This is a genomic window from Paenibacillus sp. Lou8.1 (assembly GCF_024213565.1).
GTDB lineage: Bacteria > Bacillota > Bacilli > Paenibacillales > Paenibacillaceae > Paenibacillus > Paenibacillus polymyxa_B.
In genome coordinates this window covers 60,728-86,170 of record NZ_JANAVN010000012.1, presented here as the reverse complement: position 1 = coordinate 86,170, position 25,443 = coordinate 60,728, and the positions used below count along the sequence as shown (strand labels likewise).

17 protein-coding genes are annotated in these 25,443 nt (G+C 46.9%); all 17 read left to right on the top strand.

Annotated features, from left to right (window positions below):
* The first annotated feature begins 6 nt into the window (after positions 1 to 6).
* Entirely contained in the window at positions 7 to 1,461 is a 1,455-nt protein-coding gene (locus NLX78_RS17690) for a 3' terminal RNA ribose 2'-O-methyltransferase Hen1 (protein WP_254351140.1), read from the top strand.
* On the top strand, positions 1,458 to 4,067 hold the full coding sequence (locus NLX78_RS17685; protein WP_254351139.1) for a polynucleotide kinase-phosphatase: 2,610 nt from the start codon (positions 1,458 to 1,460) through the stop codon (positions 4,065 to 4,067). The genes NLX78_RS17690 and NLX78_RS17685 overlap by 4 nt, the downstream gene beginning before the upstream one ends.
* Before the next feature lie 20 nt (positions 4,068 to 4,087).
* Entirely contained in the window at positions 4,088 to 4,885 is a 798-nt protein-coding gene (locus NLX78_RS17680) for a TatD family hydrolase (protein WP_254351138.1), read from the top strand.
* 404 nt (positions 4,886 to 5,289) lie between these two features.
* Positions 5,290 to 5,886, top strand: a complete 597-nt coding sequence (locus tag NLX78_RS17675) for an ECF transporter S component (protein ID WP_061830613.1) — start codon at positions 5,290 to 5,292, stop codon at positions 5,884 to 5,886.
* Entirely contained in the window at positions 5,886 to 7,349 is a 1,464-nt protein-coding gene (locus tag NLX78_RS17670; protein WP_254351137.1) for an ABC transporter ATP-binding protein, read from the top strand. Before NLX78_RS17675 ends, NLX78_RS17670 begins: the two co-directional genes overlap by 1 nt.
* On the top strand, positions 7,324 to 8,115 hold the full coding sequence (locus NLX78_RS17665) for an energy-coupling factor transporter transmembrane component T family protein (protein ID WP_254351136.1): 792 nt from the start codon (positions 7,324 to 7,326) through the stop codon (positions 8,113 to 8,115). Before NLX78_RS17670 ends, NLX78_RS17665 begins: the two co-directional genes overlap by 26 nt.
* Positions 8,116 to 8,254: 139 nt before the next feature.
* Positions 8,255 to 8,980 (top strand): methionine ABC transporter ATP-binding protein, encoded by a 726-nt coding sequence (locus tag NLX78_RS17660; RefSeq protein WP_254351135.1) that lies wholly within the window; start codon positions 8,255 to 8,257, stop codon positions 8,978 to 8,980.
* Positions 8,973 to 9,644, top strand: coding sequence for a methionine ABC transporter permease (locus tag NLX78_RS17655; RefSeq protein WP_013308947.1), 672 nt, complete (start codon positions 8,973 to 8,975; stop codon positions 9,642 to 9,644). Before NLX78_RS17660 ends, NLX78_RS17655 begins: the two co-directional genes overlap by 8 nt.
* A gap of 277 nt (positions 9,645 to 9,921) precedes the next feature.
* Entirely contained in the window at positions 9,922 to 10,779 is an 858-nt protein-coding gene (locus NLX78_RS17650) for a MetQ/NlpA family ABC transporter substrate-binding protein (protein WP_061830605.1), read from the top strand.
* 345 nt (positions 10,780 to 11,124) lie between these two features.
* Positions 11,125 to 11,544, top strand: coding sequence for a hypothetical protein (locus NLX78_RS17645; RefSeq protein WP_235307395.1), 420 nt, complete (start codon positions 11,125 to 11,127; stop codon positions 11,542 to 11,544).
* Between the two features lie 15 nt (positions 11,545 to 11,559).
* Positions 11,560 to 16,527 (top strand): DUF4132 domain-containing protein, encoded by a 4,968-nt coding sequence (locus NLX78_RS17640; protein ID WP_254351134.1) that lies wholly within the window; start codon positions 11,560 to 11,562, stop codon positions 16,525 to 16,527.
* Between the two features lie 230 nt (positions 16,528 to 16,757).
* Entirely contained in the window at positions 16,758 to 17,252 is a 495-nt protein-coding gene (locus NLX78_RS17635) for a GNAT family N-acetyltransferase (protein ID WP_254351133.1), read from the top strand.
* 142 nt (positions 17,253 to 17,394) lie between these two features.
* Positions 17,395 to 18,378 (top strand): Gfo/Idh/MocA family protein, encoded by a 984-nt coding sequence (locus NLX78_RS17630; protein WP_254351132.1) that lies wholly within the window; start codon positions 17,395 to 17,397, stop codon positions 18,376 to 18,378.
* 607 nt (positions 18,379 to 18,985) lie between these two features.
* Positions 18,986 to 21,715 (top strand): glycoside hydrolase family 3 C-terminal domain-containing protein, encoded by a 2,730-nt coding sequence (locus tag NLX78_RS17625; RefSeq protein ID WP_254351131.1) that lies wholly within the window; start codon positions 18,986 to 18,988, stop codon positions 21,713 to 21,715.
* A gap of 175 nt (positions 21,716 to 21,890) precedes the next feature.
* Positions 21,891 to 23,408, top strand: coding sequence for a glycoside hydrolase family 30 protein (locus tag NLX78_RS17620; protein WP_254351130.1), 1,518 nt, complete (start codon positions 21,891 to 21,893; stop codon positions 23,406 to 23,408).
* 359 nt (positions 23,409 to 23,767) lie between these two features.
* Positions 23,768 to 24,148 carry a hypothetical protein gene (locus tag NLX78_RS17615; protein WP_254351129.1) on the top strand — a complete coding sequence of 127 codons (381 nt, stop codon included), beginning with the start codon at positions 23,768 to 23,770 and terminating at the stop codon, positions 24,146 to 24,148.
* A gap of 264 nt (positions 24,149 to 24,412) precedes the next feature.
* A complete protein-coding gene (locus tag NLX78_RS17610; RefSeq protein ID WP_061830591.1) occupies positions 24,413 to 25,414 on the top strand; it encodes an ABC transporter substrate-binding protein in 1,002 nt (333 codons plus the stop codon).
* Positions 25,415 to 25,443: the final 29 nt, after the last annotated feature.

The following is a 25,443-nucleotide window of genomic DNA, read 5'->3' as shown; positions in this document are numbered from 1 at the left end:
TGGAGTATGCACATCACGCTAAAAGCAACCGGAACCCATGCAGGGATGATTTCGCATTTGCTTGCTAAGAATCCTTACAATACGTATGATCGCACAGAAAAAGGCGCACGTGTACGCATGGTGTACACCGTTTTTACCGAGGAAGAGGCTGAGATCGTCATTCAGGCCTCGCCAGATTCGATTGATTTGGTTAAAAACAGTCCAGACAGCTATGACATTACACAATATATTAATGACCGGGAGTTTGTAACCAGCAGCTTATTTTGCACTTATATTCGTGGCTCGCTTGGCACGGCCCTGAACGGCAAACCCAAGGAAGACTATGTAGGATGGGTGACGCACCCTTTCGCGCTGGAGTTATCGTTTGGGCCCGTTGCTTCGGATTTGCCGGATTCTGTGGTGGAGGGACTATTTGCTCCGCTGGGTTATCAAGTGGCCATAGAACGAGGGAAAGCGGATTATTCTTTTCAGCTGAAAAATCGAAGCACCGTCAGATATATCACGTTAAGTGGTCATCAGACGGTGCAGTATGCGTTGCGTCAGTTATTGCTGTTGATTCCGGTGCTGGATAATTATAAGCACTACTATATTAGTGAAGAAGAGTTTGACAAGCTGAGACGTTACGGTGAGGGCTGGCTGCCAGAGCATCCACTACGCGAGCTGATCATTCGACGCACGCTTCGTTTTACCAATCTGATTGAGCAATTTGAGCAATCTGATTCTGCTGAAACAACAGGCACAAAAAAATACATTGAAAAGGATACTGTCCAAGCTCAAAAGGATAAGCACGAGCAGGTTCAACAGCAAGAACAGCCACAGGAGGAAGGGAAGCAACAGCCTACTGTACGGCTGAATGAACTGCGATATCAAGCCATTATGGACGTGATTCGCAAGCTGCCTCGAAGACAGAAAATCGTAGATTTTGGTTCAGGGGAAGGGAAGCTATCGGCTCGGATGGCCCGAATGACGGGCATTGAAGAGATTTGGGCGGTCGAGCCGTCTGCGTATGCACAGGTGAGAGCCATGGAGCGTTTTGCCAAGCTAGAAAGGCATGCCGACGCGATCAGCCCTACACCCATGATGGGCTCTCTCTTTTATTATGATGAACAATTGCGGGGCAAAGATGTGATGATTCTATGTGAGGTCATTGAGCATGTGGATGAGCATCGTCTGAACCGGGTGATGAAGACGATTGTGACGGAGTATCAGCCGGGTGTGCTGATCGTGACGACTCCCAATCGTGAATATAATGAAGTGTATCGTATGAATCAGCAAGAGCTGCGGCATGGCGATCACCGTTTTGAATGGAGTAGAAGCGAGTTTCAGGAACGATGTGAGCAGTGGATTGTGGAAGCTCCTTATTCGGTAGCGCTGAAGGGGATCGGAGAAGAGGTCGAAGGCTTTGGACAACCGACCCAAATGGCTATATTTACGCGCAGAAAGGAGCAGAAGGAAGCATGAGCAATTCATCCAAACGTACGATTCATTTACCGCATGCTGGACTGGTTGTGTTGGTTGGGGCCTCCAACAGTGGCAAAACCACATTATTGGACAGGCTGGTGAGCGAAGGGATTCTATTGGAGACAGAAGTGGTATCCTCGGATCATTTTCGCAAGCTGGTCGGAGATACGGAATTTATAGACTGGAGTGGACTTCCAAGGCTGGAATCGGATGTACTGTTCTATGAGTATCAGCAAATGTCAGCCAAGGCGTTTGAGGCGATGGATACGATTCTGGCTATGCGCTGTCGCTTGAATAAACTGACGGTTGTGGATGCCACCCATTTGTATGCTGAGGATCGTCAAAAATATGTACAGCTGGCAGCCAAGGCGCATGTTCCTGTTATGGCCTGGGTACTGGATGTACCCGAAGCTGTGCTGCTGGAACGGGATTTAGGCAGGGAGCATCCGCGTGGCCGCCAACGGGTCAAGCAGCAGGCACAGCTGTTAAAGCGGAACCTGCGTGGTATCCGTGAGGAAGGCTTTAACGCTTGCTATATCCTTAAGGATATAGAAGAAATGAATTTTGTCCGCCGTGCACAGCCACTATTTCATGAGATTGGCTCAGGTATTGACATCATTGGTGATATCCATGGGTGCTACCGTGAGATGCTGGAAGTGATAGAGCAGCTAGGATATACGGAAGATACGGAAGGACTATACCATCATCCAGATGGCAGAAGACTGGTATCTGTCGGGGATGTGATGAGCCGTGGCCCAGAATCGTTACAAGCGGTGCAGTTCTGGAAAAAGCACGTGGATGCCGGACTAGCGTATATGATTGACAGTAATCATGGCTGGAAAATCGGCCGTTATCTCGATGGAAGAAAGGTGACTCTCAGTCATGGGGATGAACGATTTGCAGAGGAACTGGCCCAGTATGAACAAAAAGCGGGCAAGGTAGCGGCGGAACAGCTTAGAAGTGAGTTGAGAGATTTTCTGCTACATGCACCTTCTCATCTTATTTTTGGCAGAAATGGATTGCGACACCTAGTCGTGGCTCATGCCGGGATTAAGGATCATTTTATTGGCAAACAGTCGGCACGTATTTCTGATTATTGCCGCTATGGAGATACGGAAGGACAGGATTCGAACGGAAAACCGATCCGCAAGGATTGGTTCGTAGACCATGAATCGGGAGAAATAGTAGTATGGGGGCATGATCCGAGACCGCAGCCTACCCTTGTGAATCAGACGGTGAATATTGATCAGGGTGTGGTATTTGGCGGTATGCTGACCGCTTATCGTTATCCGGAAAAGGAATTTGTCAGCGTTCCGGCACATGAGAACTATGCGAATGATCCCGATAGCCCACTTGTCCGGTGGCAGAGAAAACGGTTTTCCCCGCCGAATTTACGCAAGCTCATCGCTGGTTACAGTGTGCTGACGGAATCGTATGGCGAAGTGCGCGTACAAGGAGAATGGATCAAATCCGCTATAGATACCGTGTCACATGTAACTGTACCCATGGAGGAACTGGTATATATTCCACCGACGATGAGTCCTGCTCCAACGGTGTCTGCAGAGGCAGGATATCTGGAGCATCCACGTGAGGCGCTGGCTTATTATCGTGGGCAAGGAGTACAAACGATGGTGGCCGAGAAAAAACATATGGGTAGCCGGGCTATTTTGCTATTATTCAAAAACGAACAGGCTGCTGTTCAATATGTAGGCTACCCGACATTGGGCACGATCTACAGTCGGAGCGGGAGAGCTTTCTTTGAACAAAGCCTTGGGAAGCAAGTGCTGGAAAAGCTAAATGTGGATCTACGGACTGCTGGATATTTTGAACGGAACCAGACGGATTTTGTGTTGCTGGATGCGGAAATTGTACCGTGGAATCTCAAGGCTCGGGAACTGATTGCTGCACAGTATGCCCATGTGGGGGAAGCAGCTCTGCTGGATCGCAGTAAGCTGGTAGACAAGCTGAAGCAGGCAGAGGTTGCAGGCCGAGAGGTTGGAGACTGGTTGGAGGAAATGGAACAGAAGTACGCGAATGCTGTAACGTTTCAAGAGGCTTTTCAAAAATATTGCTGGGATGTGGACGGTCTGGATAAAATTCGTATCGCACCGTTCCATACGCTGGCACACAGCGGAAAGACTTTTTTCGACCATTCTCATATTTGGCATATGGAGCAAAACCGGGAGCTGGCTGGGCTGTCTTCCCTGTTTATGGAGACAGAGTATCGCGTGATCACGGACGAAGCAAGCGAGGAAGAGGTCATTCGCTGGTGGAACGAGATGACAGAGGATGGTCATGAGGGGATTGTGATCAAACCGGAACGCTTTTTGATGAAAAATCGGGACAAGATGATTCAGCCTGCAATCAAGGTGAGAGGCCGCAAGTATTTGCACATCATTTACGGTATGGATTATCTTGCCTCTGAGAATTTAAAGCGTCTGAAGCAGCGTCGAACGAACAAAAAGGAGCGTCATGCCCTGATGGAAGGAGCGCTTGGTATGGAAGGCGTGGAACGTTTTGTCCGCAAGGATACGGTAGATCGTATTCATGAATGCGTCCTTGCCGCGCTATCGCTGGAATCGGAGCCGATTGATCCGAGATTGTAGTTTGCGAAGGAGGGATTGAGATGGAAAGGGGTACACCGTTAATTGATATTGGTGTGAACTTGATGCACCGTTCGTTTCATGCAGATCGGGAACAGGTGGTGGAGAGAGCCGCGGCTGTAGGGATTTCACCGCTGATTATTACCGGGACCAGTGTCCGCAGCAGTCGGGAGGCTTCTCAGTATGCAGCACGTTATCCGGGCAAGCTGTATGCGACAGCTGGCGTGCATCCCCATGATGCCAAAGACTGCAACGCAGACACGATTCAGCAGCTCCGCCAGTTGGCGGGTCAGCCGCAGGTTGTATCCATAGGGGAATGCGGATTGGACTATAACCGTGATTTTTCGCCACGTGATGTGCAGCGTCGATGGTTTGGGGAGCAAATCCAACTGACGGGTGAGCTGAATATGCCGTTATTTCTGCATGAACGAGATGCACATGAGGACTTTGTCGCTATGCTTCGGGAGTATCAACGGCTTGTCGATAAAGCGGTAGTGCATTGTTTTACTGGCACTGAACAGGAATTGCATACGTATGTAGAAATGGGACTGTATATCGGGATCACCGGCTGGATTTGCGACGAACGGCGTGGCAAACATCTGCGTGAACTGGTCAGAGATATTCCCTTGGACCGTCTGATGATTGAAACGGATGCTCCATTTTTGACCCCGCGTAATTTGCCCGTGAAGCCCAAAGAAGGGCGTAATGAGCCCGTGTATCTCGCTCATATTGCTGCTACGGTTGCCGAATGTACAGGTCGAAGCATGATGGAGATCGAAATCGCGACGACGGAGACAGCCAAACGTTTCTTCGGATTATAGGATTGTCAAAGCCATAGATGTGGTATATATTATAGTGAATTAAAAGAGCATTGTCGGGAGCTTGAGAAAGTCAGGCTGAGAGGGTGGCCCTTGCCACTGACCGTGAAATCTGATCTGGGTAATGCCAGCGTAGAGAAACCAAGAACACTATACAGGAATGCCGCTTGTTTTGCGGTTGTCGATAGATTCAATGTATGTCCTAGCATTTTACTTTGACCCTGGCTTTGGCTTGGTATCAGTGTAGTAGCTTAGACTACTGGTTATATAAGGCATATCGACGAATGATGTTTTGTATGGTGCTTCACCTTTTACTGCGCATAAAGCTTGCCTGGAGATTCAGCTCCAGACAAGCTTTTTTTTATGGCCAAGAGGCCAATTATAAGGAAAAAGGGGAGCACGCAATAATGAATACTGCTGTAAGAGCGTCCAAAGGGTTGAAGCTGACTGATATTTTGGTCACGATTGTGATATCTGTTGTGTTCGGGTTGGTCTACAAAATATGGGGACCTGCCTATGATTTGATGAAACCATTTGGTCTACACGCCGAGCAACTGATGTATGGCATGTGGTTTATGGCAGGCACGTTTGCTTATCTCATCATTCGCAAGCCGGGTGTTGCGATTTTGGCAGAGGTGGCAGCGGCAACGGTCAGCGCTTTTTTGGGAAGCGAATGGGGCATGTCCACCTTGTACTATGGCCTGCTGCAAGGCTTGGGAGCGGAGCTGTTTTTTGCAGCTTTTCTGTATCGGAACGCAAACCTGTGGGTTGCTTCGTTAGCTGCGGCCGGGGCGGCTGTCACTTCTCTGATTTTAGACTTCAGTTACGGGTATATTGATCAGCTATCGACCTGGAACTATGTTTTGTATATTGGATTTCGGATGATTGGCAGTATTGTGATTGCCGGGGTATTCGCGTTCTATCTGGCTAAGGCATTGGAGGTAACCGGAGTTACACGAAGTTTGAGACCTGCAACGGAACAAGATTATAAGGGGCTGGATTGATGAGCCGGGCAACCGAAGATGTGGTGGCTTCGATCACCCGTCTACGGTTGAAATTCCCTGGTGAGCAAGAGCTGCTTTTTCACAATATGTCTTTGTCTGTCCACAAGGGGGAAAAGCTGCTGCTACTGGGACCGAGTGGATGCGGTAAATCAACACTGCTCCAAGTGTTAAGCGGTCTGATTCCACGCACGATAGAAGTGCCCATGAAATGCGATGCTGCTGTAATCCCAAGTGTCTCAGGTATTGTATTTCAAGATCCTGATACGCAGTTCTGTATGTCATATGCAGACGAGGAACTGGCTTTTGTGTTGGAAAATAATCAGATTCCCCGGGAACAGATGCAATCCCGTATTCGCGAGCTGCTGATACAGGTTGGTCTATCGACGGATGATATACACATGCCCATTGGCAACATGTCACAGGGAATGAAGCAGCGTCTGGCGATTGCGTCTGTGCTGGCTATGGAGCCAGAAGTGCTTTTTCTGGATGAGCCGACGGCTTTGTTGGACGAGGAAGGCACCACACAGGTGTGGGACACCATTCGCAATATTTCGGTAGACCAGACACTGGTGATCGTAGAGCATAAAATTAATGAAATCGTCCATGATGTGGATCGGATTGTGGTGCTTTCTGCTCAAGGGGAGATCATTGCGGATGGAAGGGCAGAAGAAGTATTTCATGTGCATCGGCAGGCATTGTCTGAGTATGGCGTGTGGTACCCGGGAGTATGGAATGAATCGTCTTCGCCGCGTTGGAGTGAATCAGTGACACAGCAGAATGGTACGGGGAATGGTACGGAGATTGATTTGCTGGAGCTGAAACATTTTAGTGGTCTCCGCGGTTTAAGTTCAGTGATTTATGTGGAGCATGCGCAGGTGAAGCCTGGTGACTGGATTGGCGTGGTCGGTGAAAACGGGGCTGGCAAAAGCTCGCTGCTGCTCTCCATGATGCGCTTACTTCGCACACAGGGACGCTATAGCGTGCGCGGAATTGAGGCAGGCAGTACGGAACAACTGGCAGAGCGTATCGGGTTCGCATTTCAAAATCCCGAGCTGCAATTCGTAGCGCATACCGTACGAAAGGAACTAGAGTATTCGTTACCCAAGAGCTTGTTTAGTGCTGAACAGTGCCGGGAGCGGGTGGATCGGATGCTCGTACAGTTCGGATTGGAGCGGCTGGACGAGCGTCATCCGTATCAGCTTTCGTTAGGCCAAAAAAGGCGGTTGAGTATTGCTACGGCCATGATCCGTGAGCCGGAAGTGTTGCTGCTGGATGAACCGACTTTTGGTCAGGATGCGCAAAATACCTTTGTCATGCTGGATATGTTGGAGCAGTTGAGAGCGGCAGGCACGGCCATTGTGATGGTCACGCATGACCCGGAAATTGTCCGTCGATATTGTACCGATATATGGCGGATTCAGAAAGGGGAACTACAGTATGAACCTGTCCTTTCCCCATCATAAAACATGGCTGCATCGCGTGAATCCGGGCTTAAAGCTCGTGTTGTTTTCCATACTGTTTGTGGTCGTTATAGTCATTCATGATCCGAATGTCATGTTTAATGTTGCGTGTACTATGTTGCTGCTGCTTGTCTGGTCAGGCCATCCATGGAAGAGGCTGCTGCTGTACGGTTCTCCCTTTATATTGGTGTTTATTTCAACTTCAACGGGCATGATGATGTTCGGCAAAGGGGGGACGACCTGGTGGTCATGGGGCTTGATCCATGTGACGCAGGAAAGCTTTTACCGAGGCATGCATCTGGGCTTTCGTGCGCTGAGTATGGCTGCGGTAGGGTTGCTGTTTGGTTTAACGACTCGTCCGGTGGACCTTTTTTATTCACTGATGCAGCAATGGAGGCTCCCTCCGAAGTATGCGTACAGCTTCTTGGCAGCCATGCGGTTAATGCCCATGATGGTGGAGGAATTCCAGGCATTGAGACAAGCACACCGCATTCGAGGCTTACATCAGCATGTGTCCAAATGGAATATGTATGCCACACTCCGCAGATATGCGATTCCGCTGCTCGCTCAAAGTATCCGGCGTGCGCAGCGCATTGCTATTGCTATGGAAGCCAAGGGTTTTGCTAATGAAACCAAGCGCACGTATTATTATGCGATTGGCTATTCGGCTGTAGATATTTTATTTGTTTTCTATTTTGTGGTGATGCTTACGCTGGCTTGGGGACTCGGTATCCGCTTTCCTTATGTAGGGGTATGGGATGTACGTTAATTGTTGTCAAAATGCTTTGCCCGTTTTCTGCTCTGTGGTATATTAATGCAATGGGAATTGACGGCTCGTACAGACCCGCCCGGGCTGGCGGGCTTATTACATTTTCCCGCAGAAATGGATCATCAGGAGGCCAAGTTTCATGATTACGCTGCATCAGGTAAGCAAGCATTATACCACCTCAAGCGGCCAATTTCATGCGGTTCAATCCGTGTCCCTTCAAGTGGAGGAGGGGGAAATTCACGGTATCATAGGTGCCAGCGGTGCCGGTAAGTCTACGTTGCTCCGGTTGATGAATGTATTGGAAAGGCCGGATGAGGGAAACGTGGTTGTAAACGGGGAAGATCTGACTCGCATGCCGGAAAAACGTCTCCGAGAAGCGCGGCGATCCATAGGGATGATTTTTCAGCATTATCATCTTGTTCACAATCGGACGGTCAGTGGAAATGTGGCAATGCCGTTAGAACTGGCAGGTGTCGCGAAAAAAGAGAGATCGGAACGTGTGCGCGAATGCCTGCAATTCGTCGGTTTAGCTGATAAAGCAGAACAGTATCCGGCACAACTGAGCGGAGGCCAAAAGCAACGTGTGGCGATAGCCAGAGCGCTGGCGAATCGACCTGCGGTGCTGCTGTGTGATGAGCCAACCTCGGCGCTTGATCCGCAGACGACCGCGGATATTTTGGGCGTGTTACGGGAGATCAACCGTGAACTGGGAGTTACCATTGTAATCGTAACGCACGATATGGATGTGGTACGCAATATTTGTACCCGTGTATCAGAAATGCGAGATGGGCAGCTACTTTCAACGCAGCGTGTAGCTGACACAGCGGTAGGTTCAACAGCGGGAGCAGGTGAAGTTGATGAATGAAATGCTGAGCATCATTGCGCAATATCAGTCTGAGATATGGAAAGCCATCGGAGAGACGTTTATCATGGTGGGGATTTCTATCGCAGCAGCTGTACTGTTAGGGCTTCCGGCAGGAACGATTTTGTATTTGTGTGGTAAAGGGCAAAAATATGAAAATCGACTGCTGTTCACCCTATTGAACAGTGTGGTCAATGTTATCCGCTCATTCCCGTTTTTGCTGCTCGTCGTGTTTATGATTCCATTTACACGTCTGGTCGTAGGGACGGCGCTGGGCACGATGGCTGCAACGGTTCCCTTGTCAGTGGTGGCCATCGCCTATTATTCGAGGCTGGTGGAGCAATCATTGCTCGAGGTGCCCAAGGGTGTAATTGAAGCCGCTACTTCTATGGGGGCATCCACCCTCCAGCTTATTTTTAAATTTTTGTACGTGGAGGCTCGTTCCGGGCTTGTACTGGGTTTGACCACGTCCACCATTAGCTTCATCTCCTACTCCACGGTGATGGGCATTGTCGGCGGCGGCGGGGTAGGTGATTTTGCCATCCGCTACGGTTACCAGCGTTTTGAAACAGGCTTGATGGCGTTCACCATCGTTGTCATGATTATTTTCGTACAAACGATCCAGTTCACCGGAAGCACCATATCCCGCCGGATCGACAAGCGGTAAGGTGGAATTGTAACTTTCACTATACTTGCACAACTCACTATGGGAAATAAAAATGACTTTACAGTACCTCAAAAGCGGAGCGGGCAGAATTGTTCTGGAGAAGCGTCAGTGTTCGCCTTTGAAATGGGATTCTAACCTATAAATTGTGTTACAAATCAGAGAGAATCCCATTTCAACAGCGATCAGAAGAACAATCTGCACGTGAAGCGGCTGCGGCTCCCACTGTAACTCATTTTTTATCTTCCTAATCACAATTTACTTGGAGGTTCCTCATCAAATGAGTCGGAAAAACAACATGAAAACGAACTTGAAATTACTTACACTATTTGCTGTCGTTATGCTACTGGTTGCCGGATGCGGTGGTCAAAAGCAGGCTGCTCCAGAAACACAGTCTAAAGAAGCAAATTCCCAAAAAGAAGTGACCTTGAAAGTAGCAACGCTAATCCCACCGATGACAGATGTGCTGGATATCGTGAAGCCGCTGCTTAAACAGGACGGAGTCAATCTGGAAATCGTCGTGCTTTCAGACAATATCCAACCGAACAACGCATTGGCAAGCCGGGAAGTAGATGCTAACTTCTTTCAGCATGCTCCTTTTATGCAACAATATAATGAAAGCAACAAGTCTGATTTGGTGGCGATAAAACCTATTTACAACGCCATTTACGGCGCGTACTCTAAAAAATACAAGAACGTTAAAGACCTGCCGGAAGGTGCGACTATTGCCATTGCCAATGACCCGGCCAATACTGGACGTTCTTTAGTAATGATGGAGCAAAACGGTTTGATCAAGCTTAAAGAAGGCGTAGGCTATAATGCTACACAGGCTGATATTATTGAAAATAAGAAAAAATTTGTGTTTAAAGAAGTGGATTTGTTGATGCTGGCGCGGTCACTGGATGATGTGGACATGGCTGCCATGTATCCCGCATATGCCAAGCCGCTCGGTCTGACACCGAAGAAGGACGCGCTGATTACTGAAAAAGACGATACGCACTTTGCCATTAATCTGGTAGCGCGTAAGGATAATGCAGATTCCGATGCTATTCAAAAGCTGGCAAAGCGAATGACTGGACCGGAAGTACGTAAATTTTTTGAGGACAATTACAAGGATAGCGTTGTTCCAGCATTTTAAATAAATAAGTAAGTTGAAACATCGTTTTATGATGAAATACGACCTGTATAATGGAAGGAAGTCTGTGAAGAACAGAGGATCTCCCTTGTGCAGGTCTTTTTTTCATCCTTAATATGGAAAGGAATTATCGAAAACAGGGTATAAAGTCTTATTTTTTAAGGTTTTAGGGTGTTGCACCGCTGCGAATTTTGGTCATAAAGGGCGATGGAGTAATGATAAGGAACATATTAAAATAAAAATACGAACAAACATTCGATTTCGATTTCGTTAACGGTGTTTTTATATGGGTCAAAAAATTCAGCTGACAACGGGCCAAAAGCGTGAATAAAAAGGAAGGGGAACGACATGAAGCTGTTTGTAACTGTAAAAAGTCTGGGGAAGCGCAAGCCCGCACTCGCACGACAGGAAATAGAGCTGAGTCCTGCTCCAGAAACATTGCGAGATTTGATTACTGCAACCGTTGCTCTGAATGTTCAAAAGCTGCGGGAAAAGCAGGAGAGTGTCGCGCTGATTCCGTTCCTTACGGGAGAAGAAGTACAGGCACAAGGCGAGATAGGCAAAGTAGGATTCGGTTCCATATATAATGATGGTGTCCCGGATATGAAGGATGCCGTGAACACGGCGATGCAGGCATTTGAAGATGGTTTATACAGAGTTTTTGTATGTGACGAGGAAACTATTGAACTCGATACTCCTTTGTCACTTAAGGATGGGAATGAGATTGTATTTATACGCTTCACAATGCTAGCTGGAGGCCTATGGTAGAGGGGGAAATGAAACATGCATCAAGAGAACAATGAGCAAGAATATTTCACCACACTGAAGGAGCGCGCGGCGCAACTGGATGGACCACAACAGGAGTTAGCTCAGTATGTTGTGGAACTGGGTAAGCTTCATTACATACAGGAGAACGAGGAGCCTTTTAACGAATGTCAGCGAATATTAAAAGAACGGGCGACAGAAAGCGGAGAGTCACTGTTTAAGCCACTGACAGAGGTATTACATGCTCTAATTGGACAAACAACGGGCGACGTATTCGCACATCTAACGGAGCATGTGACTGAATATCCATACAGCACAGGGTATGCGCGAAAACCGTTTCGCACTTCGGATATTACGGCCCATACTTCCCGGGTTTATAAAAAAATGGTGCAGTTGATCCGAATGGACTGTATGGGGTTCTCCGTAATGGATTATTTAACAAAAAAGGATTATGAACCAGGCAGAGATTACCGGATTCAGGAAACGATTGGTGACTGGATTGCTTATGAGCTGGATCACGGTAATTCACAGGTACTTGAGGCGTTAAAAGCTATTATTTATGGGGATAATCAGGCGGCGTTACTTACGCGCAATATGATTAAAGGCATGCTCCTGAGTCATCAGGAGGAGAATTATCGCATGATCGGCGAAATCTTGGCAGCCGCCAAACTCCAGGAGGGATTGCGCCAAAGTATCGTGGAACAAATGGATGAAGGAACCCCGGAGGCTCTAATATATCTGTTGAAGGTAATCATCGACCAAGGCTTCATTCGTTACAGTTCAGTGGTGCGGGCGCTTGCAGTATGGACGGGAATGGGCTTGGAATCCGCCAACCAGCGGGTCGTTCGTCAACTGATCGAGCAGGCATATGAAGCATTGACTCGTAGTGAACTGCGCCAGGAATGGCTGACCAGCTCAAATGCTAATGAAGTTTATATGAGTTTGTGGGCTACGGCAGTACATGAGGAACGTGATTTGTATGGACAGGTTCGGAAACTCATGGAACAAGGAGTAACTTACCAGAAGATCGTAGCACTGTATGTACTGTCTAACAGTGACAACAAGGATGTGCGCCTCGGAATTGCGAGAGAATATCTGGGTGAAACGGACCAAGAGCTTCAATATTGGATACTGACGAACTATACAAGCAATTATTTTTATGAATGGGTAGAAGGCGGGACGGTCGCGGATCGGATCGTTAAAGTGGTGCGTACTCCTTTGCTGGAGAGCAAAGAGGAGCGGCGTAAGGATTTTGAACGACTTCATAACCTGTTTGTACATATGAAAAAGGGTGAGTCCACCGAGCCCTCCAAGGTGCTGGATTTTGTTAATCTGTATCACCGCTCAGATGCACCTATTCAAAAAATGCTGTATCTCGCTGGTTATGATATGGATGCTTCCTGGATTGGGGAAATCATAGCCTTAAAGGAACAGATTAGCCCTAATCTGCGTGGTGAACTGTTGAATCATTTTGTGCAAAAACCTGAGGATGCGGTACAACGTGATTTTATTTTTTCCAGTTTGTCTGACAAAAGTATGAGTATCCGTGAGTTCGCTGTGGCCAAGGCACGTAAGCTGACGCTGTCGGAACCAGAAATGCAACAAATGGAAGCCTTATTAAAGCTCAAGACGGGATCGTTGCGCCAAAGTGTCATTGGTGTGTTGCTCTCACAATCGGAAGAGCCGCTCGCTGGCTCATTGGAACGCTTGCTGCGTGCTAAGGCGGAGCTGCAACGATTGGGTGGACTGGAAGTATTGACGAAGATATATGCAGACCCGGATCGTGCCGAACAGTATGAAAGCCTGCGGACTTTGGCGGATATCATTCAGCAACCTACAGCCAAAGAGGAGCAACTGCTGTCCAAGCTGGGACAGGAGGATGCTTATACAGGGGCTAACGGTTTTGGACTGTACGATCCGAATGTCAAGGAAGCTTGGTTGGAAGAGAAAGTTGATCTGGGTGATTTTCGATTGGCCGATATTTTTGTTAGTCCATTGGAGAAGCTCAAGCAGTTCTTGAGTGGACTGGACGAGCTTGTTCATCATCATCGTGATGTGGAATATACTGCGGAGTATTATTCGGGCTACAAAGATACATTGCTTATCGGGACGAACCTTCGTCCTCTACGGTTGGTTCAGGTCGATGAAGAAGTAGATTCCAGACTATCTTTATATCCTCTCTATGAGGAGTGGGACCGTTATTTGCAGGAAAGCGGCATGGAAGCGCGTGAACTGCTGGAGCTTGTTTTTTATGACCGATTAGAGCCTATGGACCGAACGCTGGATCGCTATTATCGATACTTTTCTTTTAACATGGACTATTCAGAACAAAGCAAGCACAAGCTGCTGGAAGGATGGCGTAAAGATTTCGCTGAGCAAATGTATCCTTTGGATCGCATTAACGAGGTACAGAAGTGGATAGCAGAACTGACCTATTCCGATCAGGTAAGCACATTAGTTAATGCTTATTTTATGGACACATCCGGTGACCAAACGTTTGACGTAATTGACCTTGCTTTAAATTCACTAATGCAAGGCATGCCTAAGGACAGACCTGAAGAGGATATGGGAATGCTCCATCTATTGTCTGGCCCGTGGGTGGCACTGGAGAAGGGGCAGGTCCATGATGATGAGTCCTTTAAGCGCTTTTTCCATACCTTTGTGAACTACGCAGAACTGCCAGGAGCGGAAAATCGTTTTTATTCTCCGCTGGATCTGGAGGATTACTTCAAAGCATATGAAAAAGGGTTGATTGGTGTAGGTGAAGTGTATCGGGAGCTGCTGGCTGGTAGTGAAAGCAGAAGACATATGAGTTCTTTAACCAATGCCCGCAATACATGGATTTCTAGCAAATCAGAATTTTTGGAGATACGCCGTACGGTTATTGATCGACTGCTAGAGATTGAATTGGTTCGAGGCGATTTGCCTACCGAGGCTACGCCAAAGGTTATGGGCTTGAGCCAATTTGAAGGTATGGATTATTTCATCCGTATTCTGGAGGGTCTCGACAAGGAAACGTTTGTGCGTGGTTATGTGTACGGCTACGGTGATCGTATTACCAAAAAGGAATCGTTCAGCCACTTGCTCAAGGCATGTTATCCGAGTGATGGCGAGGATGCCACGTTGCTCAAGGAAAAGCTGAAGAACACTAAAATTACAGATAAACGTCTGCTGGAGGCGGCTATGTATGCACCGCAGTGGATTGAGATTGTAGCAGACTATCTCGGTTGGGAAGGGCTTCGCAGTGCGGCATGGTATTTCCATGCGCATATCAATGAAGGTTTTTCGGCCGAGAAGGAAACGATTGTAGCTCATTACTCGCCGATTGCTCCACAAGATTTTAATGATGGTGCCTTCGATATTCACTGGTTTCATGAGGCCTATGAGACGTTGGGCGAGGAACGTTTTGACCTGCTGTACGATTGTGCCAAGTATATTTCGGCTGGAGCCAATCATCGTCGATCCCAGTTGTTTGCAGATGCGACGCTGGGTAAGCTCAAACGGAGTGAAATGGAAAAATCAGTGGAGGACAAGCGAAACAAAGACCATTTGCTGACCTACAGTCTGATTCCACTTGCTCAGCCGCCTGAACCAGATATACGCGAACGTTATGATTTTATCCAGAGGTTTCTGGAACAAAGCAAAAAATTCGGCGCACAGCGTAAGGCCAGTGAGGGACTCGTTTCACGGATTGCGCTCGGGAATTTGGCACGTAACGCAGGCTATGATGACGTAACCCGTCTCGTATGGGATATGGAAGCTCGTAAGCTGGATGATCTTCGGTCTTATTTTGAGCCACATGCTTTGGACGAGGCTACAACGGTGCAGCTCGTCATTGATGCTGAAGGAGCGGCAGATATTGAAATTGTCAGCAAAGGCAAGACGCTGAAATCCATTCCGGCTCGTTTCAAGAAGGATGAGTATGTTACGTCGCTGAAGGAGCTTAAAGGAGATCTAGTGGATCAGTACCGCAGAGCTCGCAAAGAATTGGAACGCTCTATGGAGTCTGGTACGACCTTTATGGTGAAGGAATTGAGAGGATTACTGGGTAATCCTGTGCTTGCTCCATTGGTGCGGACACTGGTTTTCAAGGCTGATGATCACCTCGGATATTTTAATGAGGAAACGTTGGTATTGACGGCTCCTTTTGCTGAACAGCATACTATAGGAGAAGAGGATAAGCTGATTATTGCCCATCCCCTTCATTTGTTCGAAAGTGGTCGTTGGAGCGAATTCCAGAAGGACTTATTCGACCGCCAGATACGCCAGCCATTTAAGCAGGTGTTCCGTGAGCTGTACTTGCTGAATGCTGATGAACGTGCAAATGCGACCGTTTCCCGTCGATATGCAGGACACCAGGTACAGCCGAATAAAACGGTATCCCTATTGAAAGGTCGCCAATGGACAGTCAGCTATGAGGACGGACTTCAGAAGGTGTACTATGCTGAGAATCTGATTGCGAACCTGTATGCTATGGCGGACTGGTTCTCACCAGCGGATACCGAGGCTCCTACACTGGAGACAGTGCAGTTCTTTGATCGGACAACGTATAAGAGCGTACCGTTGGACGAAGTTCCTCCTGTTCTGTTCTCCGAAGTTATGCGGGACGTGGATCTGGTCGTCAGTGTTGCCCATGTAGGTGGCGTTGATCCAGAGGCCAGTCTGACGACCATTGAAATGCGTAGGGTTATTGTGCAGGAATCACTTCGCCTGCTGAAAATTAGCAATGTACGCTTGGATGGGAATTATGCACGTGTAGATGGGACTCTTGGCGAATATGCTGTGCATCTGGGAAGCGGGGGTGTCTACAAGCAAGCGAAGGGAGCACTGCATATTATCCCGGTGCATTCGCAGCATCGTGGACGCATCTTCCTGCCGTTTCTGGACGAGGACCCAAGAACAGCTGAGATTCTATCCAAAGTTGTGTTGTTGGCCGAGGATCAGAAGATCAAGGACCCGCAAATTCTTACACAGCTTCAAGCGTAGAATAGAATTCTGATATATATAGATTCATAATTAACTCAACGTTCGCACCTAAACAATGATTTCGCATCCTCGACTGTGTAGGTGGAAACTTAGTTTAGTTGCGGAGGTTGAGTTATTTAATATTGAGCGTTTATCGAGCACGAATAAGGAGATATGGGTAATAATTTAGGTTCTGTAGTTTGATGGGAATCTAACAGTATAACAATTGACGATCATAGGAGAACACAACGATGTTTAATAATATCTTTCTAAAAGAGTACTCAACCGAGTATCAACCACAAGTTGTTGATTTAATTTTACATATTCAAAAAGATGAATATGGTATCGCCATAACCAAAGAAGATCAGCCAGATTTGCTTGATATTGAAAACTTTTATCAGCGTGGTAACGGCAACTTTTGGGTGGCTCTTAGTGAAGGAAACGTAGTAGGGACTATAGCTTTGTTAGATATTGGGAACCGTAAGACAGCACTCAGAAAGATGTTTGTAAAACAAAACTATAGAGGTAAAACATTCAATGTTTCGAATCAATTATTGCATCATGCCATAGGATGGGCTAGGGAAAGGTCTATTGAAGAAATCTATCTTGGAACAACACCACAATTCGTAGCAGCTCATCGTTTTTATGAGAAGAACGGCTTTGTTAGTATAGCTCCTGGAGAATTGCCGATTGGTTTTCCAGTCATGAAAGTGGATAAAAAGTTTTACAGATACGTCATTCAATAAGTGGGTATAAATGAAGATGCTGCTAGGCCACAAAAGAAACCGCCGTCTAGCAGATGCTTCTTTTGTTTAGGACAGGCGTTTGCTAGAATAAAAGGGTATGTTGTAAGTCAACGTTAACCAAATTGCTGGGAGGGACACAAGTATGAGCAAAAAGATTAAATGGGGAATTGTCGGCACAGGCTGGATCTCAGATCAATTTGTGGCGGATTTGGCGCATGTTACGAATGGAGAAGGGTATGCTGTTGGATCACGCACTATTGAAAGCGCTACCGAATTTGCAGCTAAGCATCAAATATCAAGGGCTTACGGGAGCTATGAGGAATTAGCACAAGATCCCGAGATAGATGCTATTTACGTAGGGACTCCTCATCCTTTTCATAAAGAGAATGTTCTGATGGCTCTTCGGGCGGGGAAAGCGGTCTTGTGTGAGAAACCCTTCACCGTCAATAGTAAAGAATTGGAGGAACTGATCGGCTTTGCACGTGAGCGTAAGCTATTCCTGATGGAAGCAATGTGGACACGTTTTTTGCCTCCGATTCGCCAAGTGCGGGAGTGGATACATGCGGGACACATTGGTGAGGTAAAGCTGGTTAAGGCGGAATTTGGTTTTCGGATAGATTGGAACCCGGAGGGGCGGCTTTTGAACCCTGAGCTGGGCGGAGGTGCTCTATTAGATGCAGGAATTTATCCGGTTTCTTTTGCTTCAATGGTCTTCGGCCCTGAACCTGAGCATGTATGGAGCACTGCTCATATCGGGGAGACAGGCGTTGACGAGACATTTTCGATCTTGCTGGATTATGGAAAAGGACGCACGGCTATGCTTAACGGGGCAGTCCGTCTCGGATTGACGAATGAGGCATACATCCATGGAACAAAGGGCTATATCCACATTCCGTCATTCCTGAACAGCACATCGGCTACTTTAGTTGTGGACGGTGAAGAGGCACAAAACTTTCAGGATGACCGATCCTCTACAGGCTATGCCTTTGAAGCAGAAGAAGTCGGGCGTTGCTTGAACGAAGGCTTGCTCGAAAGTTCTACTATTTCTTTGGATGAATCATTAGGAATTATGAAACTGATGGATCAGATTCGTTCACAGTGGGGGCTTCGGTATCCGTTTGAATAATCACGTTAATTCCAGGGACCTTTCAGGTTCTCTGGAATTTTTTGTTTGTGGGCGTTTTTTTATACCAGGATTTTGCAAAATTCGATTCCAATCGCTCCGAAGTGCAATATATAGACGAACTAAACCATTCCGATCTATATCTTGTTCATTGGAAGTCGCTTATGGGATTTTTGAAAAATTCTTATACATAATTATTTCCAATTCCCAAATAGCGACTTTGGTCGCACGATAGGTAACGCCATATGAGTCAATCAAGAGTGGGACATATGAATCATTTTTTGTAATTTAAATTAGTTAAAAAATAGTCATTAAAAAGTTACAAAAGTGTAATTTTATTATCAGTTAAGTGAATTGTGAGCGCTCTCTTTTTATGGAGCAGAATGAAGGTCCTAGTGCTGTACTTCCAAAAACTTTCAATGAAATTTTCGAAAATGTACGGTAGGGTGGTAAACGTGTCACTTGAGCCATTGCGGCTTTTGCTGACTTGCTTGCTTATCCCGTAGCTCTCGATTCTTGTCGGAGCTCGCAGGATCGAGAGCCTTTGCAAGCCTGTGAGAGTTGAATAGACATTCACCTCATGACCTAACATCAAGGAGGAGTTACAAACGTGAAAGTGAAATCAACATGGTTGTTCCGTATGGTGATGATGACAGTTATCGCGGCTGTTGTGATCGGACCTATGAATATTGCAGGAGCGGCAGGAAGCCAGACAGATCGGCCTTGGATGAACACGGCCCTGTCGGCTGAGAAACGGACAGCGTTGCTGCTGCAAGAAATGACGCTGGAAGAAAAAATAGATTTGGTGACTGGTAAGGTCAACAATTACTATGGATTTTATAATAATTCGATGGGGCGGTTGGGTATTCCGGCGCTGACGATGGCAGATGGACCTGCGGGTGTGCGCATCGCCAATCCAGATGTGCAGGACAAGCAATCTACTGCGTTGCCTGCTCCAATTGCGTTGGCTGCAACGTGGGATACCCAAGCTGCCAAACAGTATGGTGATTTGATCGGAGACGAGGCTTTTAATACAACTCATAATGTTGCGCTTGGACCGGGGATGGATATTGCCCGTATTCCATGGGGATCGCGAAACTTTGAATCTATGGGTGAGGACCCGCTACTGCAATCGCAAATGGCGACCGCTTATGTCAAAGGTATACAAAGCCACCCTGTTTTGGCGACTGCGAAACATTATCTTATGAATAATCAGGAAACGGAGCGCTTCACGACGAATGTCAAAGTCAGTGACCGTGCGTTGCATGAGATTTACATACGCCCGTTCCAAGAAGTCATCGCCAAGGCAGATTTGGGAGGGGCCATGTGCTCCTTTAACAAGGTCAACGGCGAGTCTGCTTGTGAGAACAAAACTCTTTTGACGGACCTCTTGAAGAAGGAGCTGCAATTCAAGGGCTTCGTGATGAGTGATTACGGTGCGAACCTGAGTACAGTCGAATCAGCAAATAGCGGATTGGACCTGGAAACACCGGGGACACCATATGGTAAATGGGGAGATCAGCTGCTGGCGGCTGTTAAGAATGGCAAGGTAAGTGAAAAAACGATTGATGATAAGGCTGGGCGCATTCTGGTGCAAATGTTCAGCAAAGGTTTATTCGATCGCCCGGCTCAAAATAATCAAATTGATGCCCGTGACCATGGCAAAACAGCCCGTCAATTGGCTGAGGAAAGTATGGTACTGCTTCAAAATAAAAACAATGCATTACCGTTGTCTAAAGATAAACTCAAGTCCATTGCTGTGATTGGCCCCGATGCAGATAACGGCACTGTGGCAGGCGGAGGCAGTTCGTTGGTGAACCCGACGTATACCGTGAGTCCGTTAGAGGGCATCCGCAATCGTGTCGGCAAAGGAGTTACCGTCCAATATGCACCGGGCACAGACCCGATCTCTGCAGGAGACATTATGCCAGGGCCATCTGCTGTTCCGTCTTCACTGTTGACTACATCTGATCAGAAAGAGGATATCAGTGTTGGATATGCGACTTATGGAGATGGCGAACAGGGGCTTCGAGGCGAATACTGGAAGAATAACAAGATGGAAGGCAATCCGATTCTTGTACGCAATGATGACCAAGTCAATATGAACCTTGGATTTTATAATTATCAGGGCTTCAATGCGAAGTCCCCTAAAGTTCCCAATACACCAACGACACTGAACGGCTTGATATCTGCACGCTGGACAGGGGCAATTGCAGCTCCCAAGGATGGTGACTATGCATTGTCATTAACCAGTTTGGGATCAAGCAAGCTGTATCTCGACGATAAGCTATTCGTGGATAATCAAGGTGAAAAGCTGGGCACTACGAAGAAAAACATCTCCCTTAAAGCGGGTGAAAAGCACAAGATACGTATTGAATACCGCGCTGATTATCCGACAAATGGTCGTGATTCCGGTGGTATGGTTCGTCTGGGCTGGGAACCTCCAGCAGATACGTCAGATAAGTTGATTGATAACGCTGTGAAATTGGCGAAAAAATCGGATGTTGCGATTGTTGTTACGCGTACGTATGAGAGCGAAGGATATGTTGAGCGTTCCGATATGGAACTGCCGAACAATCAGGATCGGCTGATCCGTGCGGTTGCGGCTGCAAATCCGAAAACCATTGTCGTACAAATGAGCGGCAGAGCCGTGCAAATGGATACCTGGCAGGACAAAGTCCCTTCCATCGTACAAGCATGGTTTGCTGGACAAGAGCAAGGAAATGCTATAGCGCGCGTCTTATTCGGTGATGTGAATCCTTCGGGTAAATTGCCGGTAACTTTCCCGGTTAACGAGCAGTCTACACCCGTGTCCTCACCAGAGAAGTTTCCAGGCGTGAACGGTATAGGTGACTATTCAGATGGTATTTTTGTAGGCTATCGTGGGTATGAGAAATCGGGTATTCAACCAGCGTTCTCCTTTGGACACGGTTTATCCTATACGACATTCGGATATAGTGATCTGAAAACAAAACAGCATGCGAGTGGAAAAAAATCCGATCGTACGAGTTCCGTCGAAGTTTCGCTAAAATTGAAGAACACTGGCAAAACAGCCGGAGCTGAGGTTGTACAGGTGTACAGCGGTAAGCTTCCGACAAACGTAGAGACTCCATCCCGTCAACTGGCAGGCTGGTCCAAGGTAGAGTTAAAGCCGGGTCAAGAGAAGAAGGTACGCATAGAGCTCGACCCGAAAGCTTTCTCTTATTGGGATGAAAAGTCCAAAGCATGGGTTATGCCAGCGGGTGAAGTGCCCATTTATGTGGGCAGCTCCTCACAGGATTTACGACTGACAGGAAGTGTTACGATTCCGGCAACCTCTACAGAAAAAGCAAAAAAGTAATCCCGTTACATTTGTTTTAAAATGGTTATATTCAAGAGAGCACGGGCACAAGCACCGGCTCTCTTTTTGCTATCGGTATGTAAACGTCCAACAGGTATGCAAAGGGAAACCCAAGTGAAAGCTGAAATAGTAGGGAGGATGGGGACGGGATAATGATGGGGAGAGGAGGATATAGATGAAAAAACTCCAAAAGCAACGACGTACTGACATCTGGCTGCTTATAGCTGCAGTAGCCATTTTGATCTGTGCGGTCCTGGCCAATATGGCTATACGGAATGTTCCGGGGCCGAAAGCAGAAAATAACGTCAACATGTGGCTAACAACACCCGATCCGGCGAATCGCCTAACCCAACAACCTCCGATCCGTTGGGATAAGGATAACAGTAAAGAAAATGCAGCGAATGCGGATACACTGACGATTGAGATTAAGCCAGATATTCATTATCAGACGATGGAGGGATTTGGCGCAGCGGTGTCCGGTTCGTCCGCATACCTGATGAATCATGGCATGTCTGCCAATCAGCGTGATCAGCTGTTAAATGATTTGTTTACAGCCAGTGGCATTCAACTAAGTTATATTCGCCATACCATTGGAGCCTCAGATTATTCCGTAGATGAACAGGGACAGCCTGGTAGCTATACCTATGACGATGTGGCAACAGGCAAGGACTATGAGCTGAATCATTTCTCTATCGCCAAGGATCGGGATGTGATCGATGTGTTGAAGCAAATCCTGAGAAGAAACCAGGATTTAAAGATCATGGGAACCCCATGGACAGCTCCGCCCTGGATGAAATATGGGGAGCAGATTTATAACGGCTGGTATTTGGACTATACCGATCCGCGCGTCTACCAGGCGTATGCTGACTATTTTGTTCGTTATCTACAGGCTTATGCGAACGAGGGAATTCCGATTCAGGCGATTTCCATTCAAAATGAGCCAGAATTCACGACGCCCAAGTATCCCAGCATGAGTATGGGAGCAGCAGAACAAGCGAATTTTATTAAACAATATCTGGGTCCCACCCTAAATCGAAACCATTTATCTACTCACATTATTGCCTTTGACCATAACTGGGATACAGGGAGCGAATATGCCAAGACCGTGTTAGGAGATGAACAGGCTCGAAACTATACGCACGGAACGGCCTTCCATTGCTACAAAGGAGAGCCCACAGCGATGACAGATGTGCATAATGCTTTCCCTGATAAGCCTGTATATATGACAGAATGTAGTGGGGGAGCGTGGAGTCCGGGCTTTGGAGATAATTTGAGCTGGGATATGTCCAAGCTGATCATTGGTGCACCCCGAAACTGGTCGCAAAATGTCCTCTTTTGGAATATCGCACTTGACCCGTCCGGGGGTCCGACCAATGGAGGTTGCGCCAACTGTAGAGGTGTAGTAACCATCGACCCGTTAAGCGGTGCAGTTACGAAAAATGTGGAGTACTATGCGATTGGGCACGCCAGCAGATTCGTCCGTCCAGGTGCGGTACGTATTGATTCTACACATTATAGTGGAAGTATTGAAACGGTCGCTTATCGCAACCCCGACGGTACGCTTGTTCTGATTGCTGCCAATACGGGAGAGAACACAAAGACATTTAAGGTTCGGCAGGGAAATAAGGTTTTCAAATCTACCCTTCCATCCAAGTCCGCGGCTACCTTTCAATGGAATTCTACGGCTTCCTGACACGGCCTGTACATCAACGTTTTAGAGCGCTTAGCCCATCTGGCTGAGCGCTCTTTTTTCATTTGTTACAAAACCCAGACTGCGAAAAAAAATTTTAATATTGTTCAGAATTGGTTCAGAGGCGGATGATAAGATCTTTTCACTAATAACAAGAATGAACCGTTTACGGGGGATAGTCTGATGAATCAAGAAACGAATAAAAAATGGAAAAAAAAGTGCTGATGGTGACATTTATGGCAGGTGTGGCATGTGAACACCATTATTTGACTTTTTTAAGAGTCCAGCTTAAGTAGGTCGTAGGAGTTGCTGGCAGAGCGACTATATTTCAGGTTCATCAAGAACCACAGGAGGCATTTCTTTTGTTTTTTTCACAATATGTCGATGGTGGAGACGGTCGCATCGTGCTGCAATTGTTTTACAACCGAGAATGTGACTTCTCTCATAAATTAGAAGGATATGAGCTGGAGGTTCACCAATTCATGAAAAACACGAACCGTATGAACGTATCCAGCATAGCACTATATCCGGTTAATCCAGTAATACCGTATCTGATCATAAATAGCTCCTTTTACGATTTCATGGATGTGACGAATGTTGCCTATTTTAATCAAGAGGGTCATTTCTATAACCCAAATGAATTTAATACGGTCGCATATGTACTCAAATATCATGAAACTATACCCGAAAGGTACTTATCAATATGTAGGCAGGCATACACCTTAATCGGTGTGTTTGTCTGAGCTCGTTGTCTTTTGAAGACAGGTCATGAATTCTTATAAAGGTGTAACCCATCAACTATCGTGGGTTACGCCTTTTTGAATACTGAGCATTTTGTATTGATCCAAGCCTTTACTGTACAAGGAGATTTTCAACATGAAACCAGGGGCATGGGGAGTTCTTCCGCAGCAGTATCAATATGCTTGAACAATGTACCCAACTGAATTACAATACAATTGATAATGATTTTTAATATCAATTAGAATGAAAAGGGGGAGTTGGACTACATGTTTGGATTGACCAAAAAGCTACATATTTATACAGCACTTATTCTGTTGATATCGGTGCTGGCTGGTTGTGCCTCGGGTGGAACTACAGGGACAACAGACCCTTCAAGTAAGTCTGCAAGTGGTAATGAGAGCAATGCAGCAGGCAGTGGTGCGGACGAGCAGACCAGAGTTATCAAACATGCCATGGGTGAAACAACAGTTAAGGGAACTCCGAAGAGGATTGTAACCTTGTTCCAGGGTGCCAATGATGTTGTTGTTGCACTTGGTGTTAAGCCAACGGGTGTTGTGGAATCCTGGGTTCAGCAACCCGTATATAAATATTTGAGAGATGATCTGGATGGTGTGACGCAAGTAGGTCAGGAATCACAGCCGAACCTGGAAGAGATCAACAAATTGAAGCCGGATCTAATCATTGCCACCAAAACAAGACATGAGGATATCTATGATCAACTGTCCCAGATTGCTCCAACGGTAGTTACCGAGACTTTGTTTGACTGGAAAGAGACGGTAAAGACGGCTGGTGAAGCGATGAATATGAAGGAACAGTCGGACAAGTTGCTTGCTGATTGGGATGCAAGGGTAGCGGATTTTAAAGGCAAAATGGGTGACCGTCTTCCCATTGAAGCGACTATTACGAATTTTAGAGCCGATCAGGTTCGCATTTTCTATATGGGATACGCCGGAAAAATATTGAAAGAGCTTGGATTTACCAGACCGCCTGGACATGATGAAGACACCTGGGGGGTGGAGTTGACCTCGAAAGAGAACATCCCGGATATGAACGCAGATATGATCTTCAACTTTAATTCAGGCACGGAAACAGAAGCTATTGAGAAAAACTATAAGGATTGGACCAGCAGTCCGCTCTGGAAAAATCTCGATGCGGTGAAGAATAATAAGCTAGTACAGGTTGATGAGGTGGCCTGGAACATGGGGGGCGGATACACATCGGCCAACATGATGCTGGACGACCTATACAAGCAGTTCAATCTGAACTAATGGGAGCAAGACCTGCCATGTACCAGGAC